At 50.3% G+C, this 7,868-nt stretch carries 7 protein-coding genes; 4 read left to right on the forward strand and 3 right to left on the reverse strand.

Annotation, left to right across the window (positions count from 1 at the left end; genetic code table 11):
- Nucleotides 1–210 precede the first annotated feature (210 nt).
- The 3 genes from BZG78_RS08130 (at nucleotide 211) to BZG78_RS08140 (ending at nucleotide 3,563) form a co-directional block, all read left to right on the forward strand.
- Nucleotides 211–2,085, forward strand: a complete 1,875-nt coding sequence (locus BZG78_RS08130; protein WP_077660909.1) for an alkaline phosphatase D family protein — start codon at nucleotides 211–213, stop codon at nucleotides 2,083–2,085.
- Nucleotides 2,086–2,188: 103 nt separating this feature from the next.
- Nucleotides 2,189–2,428, forward strand: a complete 240-nt coding sequence (locus tag BZG78_RS08135) for a DUF465 domain-containing protein (protein WP_025744348.1) — start codon at nucleotides 2,189–2,191, stop codon at nucleotides 2,426–2,428.
- Nucleotides 2,429–2,441: 13 nt separating this feature from the next.
- Nucleotides 2,442–3,563, forward strand: coding sequence for a PQQ-dependent sugar dehydrogenase (locus BZG78_RS08140; RefSeq protein WP_077660901.1), 1,122 nt, complete (start codon nucleotides 2,442–2,444; stop codon nucleotides 3,561–3,563).
- A 103-nt stretch (nucleotides 3,564–3,666) separates the two neighbouring features.
- Here BZG78_RS08140 and BZG78_RS08145 read toward each other — a convergent pair whose 3' ends face one another.
- Complete coding sequence (locus BZG78_RS08145) at nucleotides 3,667–4,506, reverse strand: 2OG-Fe(II) oxygenase family protein (RefSeq protein ID WP_077660902.1); 840 nt, start codon at nucleotides 4,504–4,506, stop codon at nucleotides 3,667–3,669.
- A gap of 191 nt (nucleotides 4,507–4,697) precedes the next feature.
- Here BZG78_RS08145 and BZG78_RS08150 point away from each other — a divergent pair, with 191 nt between their 5' ends.
- Complete coding sequence (locus BZG78_RS08150) at nucleotides 4,698–5,078, forward strand: glutathione S-transferase N-terminal domain-containing protein (protein ID WP_025744879.1); 381 nt, start codon at nucleotides 4,698–4,700, stop codon at nucleotides 5,076–5,078.
- Between the two features lie 123 nt (nucleotides 5,079–5,201).
- On the opposite strand, the gene BZG78_RS08155 is transcribed toward BZG78_RS08150, so the two are convergent.
- Both BZG78_RS08155 and BZG78_RS08160 read right to left on the reverse strand, forming a co-directional pair.
- A complete protein-coding gene (locus BZG78_RS08155; protein ID WP_077660903.1) occupies nucleotides 5,202–6,617 on the reverse strand; it encodes a Na+/H+ antiporter NhaC family protein in 1,416 nt (471 codons plus the stop codon).
- Entirely contained in the window at nucleotides 6,614–7,774 is a 1,161-nt protein-coding gene (locus BZG78_RS08160; protein ID WP_077660904.1) for a PLP-dependent transferase, read from the reverse strand. The genes BZG78_RS08155 and BZG78_RS08160 overlap by 4 nt, the downstream gene beginning before the upstream one ends.
- Between the last annotated feature and the right edge of the window lie 94 nt (nucleotides 7,775–7,868).

Raw genomic sequence — 7,868 nt, forward strand, 5'->3', positions numbered from 1 at the left:
CCATTATCTCGGTGCAACCCTTTTTTCAATAAATCCCCACACACTCGGCTCGAATGGCTAAAAAGGCAACAAATCAGACGATTAAACTATCTTCTTTGCACTCACGTAGGTAAAAGTGCAAATATACAACCCAGTAGCCCAGTAGCTGATTTCGAGGACCCAGAGACATTGGATAAAGACGCATCGCTCCCACTCTTTATTGCCGGCCCCATGCTACGGCGTACGACACAGCATGAAGTGACGTTATGGTCAGTGCTAACACAAAAGCCCGAAGATGGCACCGTGTCAGTTTATCAGCACAACCAGATATTAGCATCCATGCCATTGTCAGCCGGACATTGGTTTCGTCTTGGCGAGCGTGCGTGGGTCGTGCTTCATCATCTCCGGTCGGCCCATGGGTTTCCCGTCGATCTCCCGTTGTCATACGATATACAGATCAACCACAGGGGAGTGGCGGACATCCAACCGGATATCTTGTATGACAACGAGCAAGCGCCCTCTTTTTGTATTCCCTCAAAAGCCACCCACATCGCGCATGGCTCATGCCGACATCTGCACCACCACTGCGATGATGCCCTCGTCACTCTCGACCAACATTTGGCCACGACCCCCATGACACACTGGCCTAATATGTTGATTATGAGTGGGGATCAAATCTACGCCGATGACGTCGCCACGCCGATGCTGCAGCGTATTCGCCGGTTAATTGCCGTATTAGGTCTTAAAAATGAGTATTTCGAGGCCGCGCCCATTGTCGACTGCCGTGCCTTGGATACACATCCTGACAGCTATGTTCAACGTGGCAAGCTCCTCCCTAGCCAGCGCGCGGAAAAGGGCGGCCGTTTAGAGAGACTGTTTGGTCAACCACAGCCTATTTTTACCTCCAAAACCGTCTCCAATCACTTGATAAGCTTTGCAGAACACGTCGCCATGTATTTGCTGGTTTGGGCTCCCGTTTCTTGGACGCTAACAGACGGACCTCATCTTCATCTCCCCAGTCAACTTACCGACAGTCAACGCGAACGCTATCAACAAGAAACACTCGCACTCAATGCCTTTCGTTCCGGTTTAACCGGTGTGCAGCGACTATTCGCACATCTATCAACCTATATGATCTTTGATGACCATGACATCACGGATGATTGGAATATCACCGTCGGTTGGGAACAGGCCGCGTATCTCAATCCCTTTTCTCGTCGCATTATCGGCAATGGTCTGATGGCTTACTGGTTGTGCCAAGGTTGGGGCAATGCGCCCGATAACTTTGGCCAAGACTTTCTCACTACCGCCCGCCAAAGCGCCTATCAGCCCATTAGTGTTTGCGACCTGGACACACAAACAGAGACGCACCAGGCTATGGTGGAGCAATGTCTGCGCTTTGAGCACTGGCATTACACGGTACCAACCACGCCACATCTTGTTGTGTTAGATACACGCACTCGTCGCTGGCGATCCGAGTCACGAATGAATAAACCGTCGGGCCTGATGGACTGGGAAGCACTGATGGATTTTCAACATGATCTGTTAAGGCATGATAGCGCGGTGATCGTCTCTGCCGCTCCCATGTTTGGCGTTAAATTTATCGAGGTATTACAGCGAATTGCGACCTGGCTAGGCGCGCCGACTGTCGTCGATGCCGAAAACTGGATGGCCCACCCAGGGAGTGCCAATACGCTACTCAGTATTTTTCGTCATCAACGTACGCCCACCAATTACGTGATTTTATCTGGGGATGTGCATTACTCGTTTGCTTATGATATTCGAATCCGATTTCGCACCCATAGTCCGCGTTTGTGGCAAATAACTGCCAGTGGTTTCAAAAACCGCTTCCCCGAGCCACTTCTGAGCTTTTGCGAGTGGTGCGATCGCGTTTTATTCAGCCCACTGTCTCCACTGAATTGGCTCACTAAACGCAAGCGTATGCGTATTGATCGGCGCGACCCTGATACGCCAGGCCCGAAGCGTCTCGTCAATGCCAGCGCCGTAGGATTGGTCACCTTGAATGAAGATGGCTCTCCACGCACCATTAGCCTTCTGAAGACCGATGGTCAACGCGTCTCTTTTCCCGAAAAGACAAAGACCTAGACAGCTCGCCTACTACATCACCGTGATTATCATCGATGAAATTTGGATAATCGCGGTAAGCAGGCCTAACCTTATAAAAGGCAGGCCGATAACAGGAGGCTGTATGCAAGGAGAAAACCACGCACTCGTTTTTGATTTCCCGGAGCATCGCGATCGTATCCACCACCTTAAGCAATATGACCCCGCGTTTCAGCTCGATGCGCAACGCTATCATCAACTCGATCACCATATTCGTGGTTTAGAGATGAACCAAATCCCCACCAGCGACGACATCTTTACTGCCATGAAACGACAGCGCGCGCACCTCAAAGACCGCTTGTACGAAAAACTACGCACACATTAATGGGAGGTGAGCAATGCGTTTGTCGCATTCATTGTGCTTGGTCGTTCTGTTTCTTGGGACAATAGGGGCTGCAGAGGCAAAAACCATCAACACGGAGGCGGTGAGCCTTCGTGTTGAAACACTGAAATCCGGCTTTTCTCATCCATGGGGGATCACTGAGCTTCCGGATGGCGATCTACTGATTACCGAGCGTGACGGCAAGCTTAAACGGCTGACACCCAATGGGCTGGTCGTCTCCATTTTAGGCACCCCAAAAAACGTGTTTCAAGAGGGGCAAGGGGGCCTATTAGATATCGCCTTGGCACCTGATTTTGCGACCAACCAGCGTTTATATCTTTCCTATGCCGCCATCGACGAGCGAGGACAAGCCGGTACTGAGGTTATAATGGCCACACTGTCTAAAGATGTACTCATTGACAGTCGTGTTATTTTTAAAGCCTCTCCCAAACGCAGTGGCGGGCGCCATTTTGGCAGTCGTTTATTGGTCACTTCTGAGCACCTATATATCACGCTCGGCGATCGTGGCCACCGCGATCGCGCGCAATTTGCCGACGATCATCTGGGCACGCTCGTGCGTCTTAATCTTGATGGTACAGTGCCGAAGAGTAATCCCTTCCTACAGGCGGATGACAAACGTGCGGAGGTGTTTAGCTTCGGGCACCGAAATATCCAAGGCATCGCCCTCGATAACACAGGCACACGTATTTGGGCACATGAGCACGGTCCCCAAGGTGGCGATGAACTCAACGTTATTCTCGCCGGTGAAAACTATGGCTGGCCGACTATAACATATGGCGTTAACTATGGACTGGGCACACAAATCGGAGAGGGGACATCAAAACCAGGGATGCGCCAACCGGTTTATTATTGGGATCCGTCAATTGCACCGTCAGGCATGATCATGGTTGACAGTGATCGCTTCCCAATGTGGCAAGGCAACCTGCTGCTTGGCTCTTTAAAATTTGGGTTATTAGTCAGGCTAGTATTGGAAGATGGCAAAGTGATTCATGAGGAGCGGATGCTTGATGGTCAGTTTGGTCGTATTCGTGATGTTATCCAAGCAAACGATGGCAGTATATTGTTACTGACAGACAGAAGTAACGGGAGTTTATTGAAACTGACGCCTTCCCCTTAAAGCTATGCTCGTACTTGTTTTAGGTGACCGTATCAGGGCGAACGATAGGGTTTTAACGCTGCCGAGGCAATATCTTATCTCGGCAGCTATTGGAGGCCTAAGGTTAAATCACGCCCAACTCACGCAGACGTTCCATTAAGTAGCTTTTCGCAGTGTAGCGAGAAGACAACACCACTTCTGGTTTGGGATGCAAAAACAGTGGTAAGGAAATACGTGCTTTAGTTTTATCCGCCCCCTCAGGGTTTATCACGCGATGGGTGGTTGATGGGAAATAGCCGCCCGATGCCTCTTGCAGCATATCACCAATATTGACAATCAAATTACCAAAATCACACGGTACATCCAACCAACTACCATCTTTGGCTTTCACCTGCAGGCCCGGCTCATTCGCCGCCGGAAGGATAGTGAGCAAGTTAATATCCTCGTGCGCAGCGGCCCGGATTGCACCTAGCTCTTCATCACCGTTTAACGGCGGATAATGTAATACGCGCAGTAACGTCTGTTCGCTCCCCGCAATCATACTCGACAGTGACTGTGAGTAGTGCTCACTGACGCTGACAGGCGATTGACGCTCAACCCAAGACAACAAGGTTTCAGCTAAACTGGTCGCTTGTTGATAATAAGATTGCAGGTTATCACGTCGTGCTTCAGGACACTGCCCCCAAGGGTAATAATGAAAGAACTCCTTTAGATCACGCTTGGTATGGCCTTTCGCCGTTTCCGCAATTTTAGCGGGGAAAAAGCCATCTTGCGTGTCTGACTTAAAGGTGAAATCGTGCTTTTCCTCGGTGTTAAAAAAGCCTTCCCACTCTTGGTAAATATCAGCGACTCGCTGCTGTTGTAGCGGGTGGTTTTTAAGAACGCCAAAGCCTGTTTCACGTAAAGATTCAACAAATGCTTGCTCCGCATTCGATGCTTGGAAGTCAATAGCTTGCAGTATCATAGGGTACTCGTAATCGTTTGCTTTTTATCGTGAGGTTGTCGCATGCATAGTCTAACAGCGCGATCGAGAGGCACAACGCGATTCTGTACTCAGGTGGAAACACTTTATTTCCATACAGGAACAATATGTTAACGATGAGCAAACGTGTTTGGCGTGTTACACTCTGGCTTTATTGAACGCATGGAGGTTATATGGGCGTTATTCGTTGGATCCTTGGAAAAATTATTCTCGTTGTCGAGGCCTTAACCAAACCTAAGTCTCCCAAGTTAAGTGCCGAACAAACACAAGCACTTGAGCGGTTGTCAGAACAGTTCACACTCTATCAATTTGCTGCATGCCCGTTTTGTGTCAAAGTTCGTCAGGCGAGTCGCAAACTAGGGCTACCTTTGGCGGTTAAAGATGCCAAACGTGATATGGCCGCACGGCAAGCGCTTGAGCAAGGTGGTGGCCGTATTAAAGTGCCCTGTTTGCGTATCGAAGATGATGCTGGAGACACGCGCTGGATGTATGAATCGGACGACATTATCGCGTATTTAAATCAGCAAACAGCACCCATCATCAACAAGATCTAGTCAATCGTTTAGAGGGGTTTTTTTTGGTGACAACGCCCCTGCTTGCCTTTACGCCTCAATGCAGTAACAACGCTTGCATTGAGGTTATTCAACCGCCCGCGCCATCGCTTAGGCAGTCTCTCTTTAAATACTCCCTAAGATCGCAAATGCCATTGTGCTAATCGCTCCTACGACCATAACGTAAGGAAATTGCGTGCGGATATGATCAACGTGATCATTGCCTGTTGCCATCGACGCGACAATGCCGGTATCACTGATTGGTGACGTCATATCGCCAAAAATCGCCCCAGATATCGATGCGCCAATCATCAAGTGCGGGTCAATGCCTGTCGCGGCGCCAATCTGAATACCTATCGGGATCATGATTGCAAACGTGCCCCACGAGGTCCCGGTCGCCAGTGACATAATGGCGGCAATCACAAAGACAAAAGCGGCTGATAATCCCGCAGGCAAAATGCCATCAATCACCTGAGTGATGTAGTGTCCCGTATGTAAGTCTGCCGATAAATCCCCCATTAAAAATGCCAGCGACATAATTGCCCCCAGAGGCATCATATTGGCGTATCCGGCTAACAGGTGGCGGAAAAAGGCATCTAACGACAAGACACGCGTGCCGATAAAGAAAGCCATCGCGACGGCAGTACCTGTCATCACCGCCCAAAAGACAGCAGTCGAGCCAGACCCAGAGGCAATATCGCCATTACCGGTGATAAACAGGCCCACCGGCACCATTAAAATGGTGCTCAGTAACGGCAGAACAAAATAGCTCACTTTGCCTAGCGGCTCATCATCGCGCTGATGATCGCCAGCAATAGGAAAGGCGCCCTCACGCAGTACTTGCCCGGCTGCTGCACGTTGGTCAGCTTTCGCCATTGGCCCCCAACTCGCCCCAGTGAGCACATAAAACAGCACTGCTAGCAAGGAGAGCCACGCCATTAAGTTGTAAGGAATAGCGTGCAATAGAATGTTGAAGGGCTCCCCTTCAACATAACCTTTGCTGACTTGCACGCCGATAATCGCCATCATCGCGGCACCCCAACCATTGATCATCACACTAGAGCAGGTCGCGACGCAGGATGACTGGATCACATAGGCGAGCTTCTCGCGAGAGACGCGATAGTGATCGGCTAAATCACGGCTCACCGTCCCCGCTGACATAATGGAAATGGAGCTTTCAATAAAAATCAGCGTGGTGGTGACCATCGCGAGCAACTGCACCGCAATCGGATTTTTCACCAATTGAGCACGCTCGGTGAGCGCATGAATCACGGCCCGCGTGCCACCTGTGACTTGGATAAGACGAATTAATCCACCCACCATAAAACAAAACAAGATGGTGCGCGTATTTCCCGCACTGGCAAACACACCAATATAACTATCCAGTGCCTTGGCGACGCCAGCGAATGGATTGAAATCCGCAATCACGGTATAACCCACCATCGCCCCTGTCAGTAGCGACAGAATGACCTGACGCGTGACCACCGCAAGCACAATCGTGACCAGGGGCGTCACCACCGTCCAGACGCCATAATCGGTCATGATGCCTCCTGATCGAGCGCATACAGGAGATCATCAATCAAGTCACGACTGTCTTCAATGCCGACCGAGAGCCGGAAGGTGGTATCGAAAACCCCCATCGCCTCGCGTTCCTCTTCACTCATGGAGCCGTGAGACATGGACGCTGAATGGTTAATCATACTTTCCACACCACCCAGCGATTCCGCCAAGATAAAGTAGCGTAAGCGGCTTAAAAATCGCTCGCTTTCGACCCGCGTGCCTTTTAACTGAATGGTGACGACTGCTCCCCCTGAGCGCATTTGCGTCTGACAAAGCGCATGTTGCGGGTGTGACGGTAAGCCCGGATAGAAAACCGCTTCAATGACAGGGTGGTTTTCCAGTGCGGTCGCGACGTTTAGCGCATTATCGCATTGACGCTGCATACGCAAATCGAGCGTTTTTAATCCGCGTAACGCGAGATAAGCATCAAATGGTGAGGCAATTGCGCCGACCGTGGTTTTGGCAAAATCAATTTTTTTCGCCAAGGTTTCATCAGCGGTGACCAGCGCACCGCCAATCATGTCAGAATGCCCGCCAATGTATTTGCTGGTCGACAACATCACAATATCCGCCCCTAAACACAGCGGCGTTTGGTTCCACGCAGTCGCAAAGGTGTTATCCACACAGGTTAATAAGGCATGCTCGCGGGCAAACTGGCAAATCGCAGCAATATCAACCAGTTCTAACAAGGGATTCGTCGGAGTTTCAATCCAAACCATGGCAGTACTTGGTTTGACGGCTGCCGCCACGGCGTCCAAGTCATTGAGATCAACATAATCGACACTGAGTCCGTTATTGGTGGCGCGGAGTTTGTCGAACAAGCGATGTGTACCCCCATACACACCGCGCATCGCAATAATGTGCGCGCCTGCGGGTAGCAGTTCTAAGGCCAAGGCTGTCGCAGCCATCCCCGAGGCCGTCGCGGTCGCATAACAGCCTTGCTCGAGCGCCGCCAACGCACTCTCGTAAGCATATCGTGTTGGATTGCCAACACGGGAGTAGCCAAAGTCTGCTTGATGGCTCAGATGGGGCTGAATAAAGCTACTGGCGGTATAAATCGGAGTAAAAGCCGCATGGTGACCTTTGTCGGTTTGATCACCACCATGAATAGCAAGGGTAGAAAAATGAGGATTTCTCATGTCAGGGCTCTTTATTGGTATAAAAAATCGTTAAAATGGCAAATATAAGTCATTATCACGACTATAAAACATAATGACATGACAATACCCGCAC

Source organism: Salinivibrio sp. MA351 (assembly GCF_001996065.1).
GTDB lineage: Bacteria > Pseudomonadota > Gammaproteobacteria > Enterobacterales > Vibrionaceae > Salinivibrio > Salinivibrio costicola.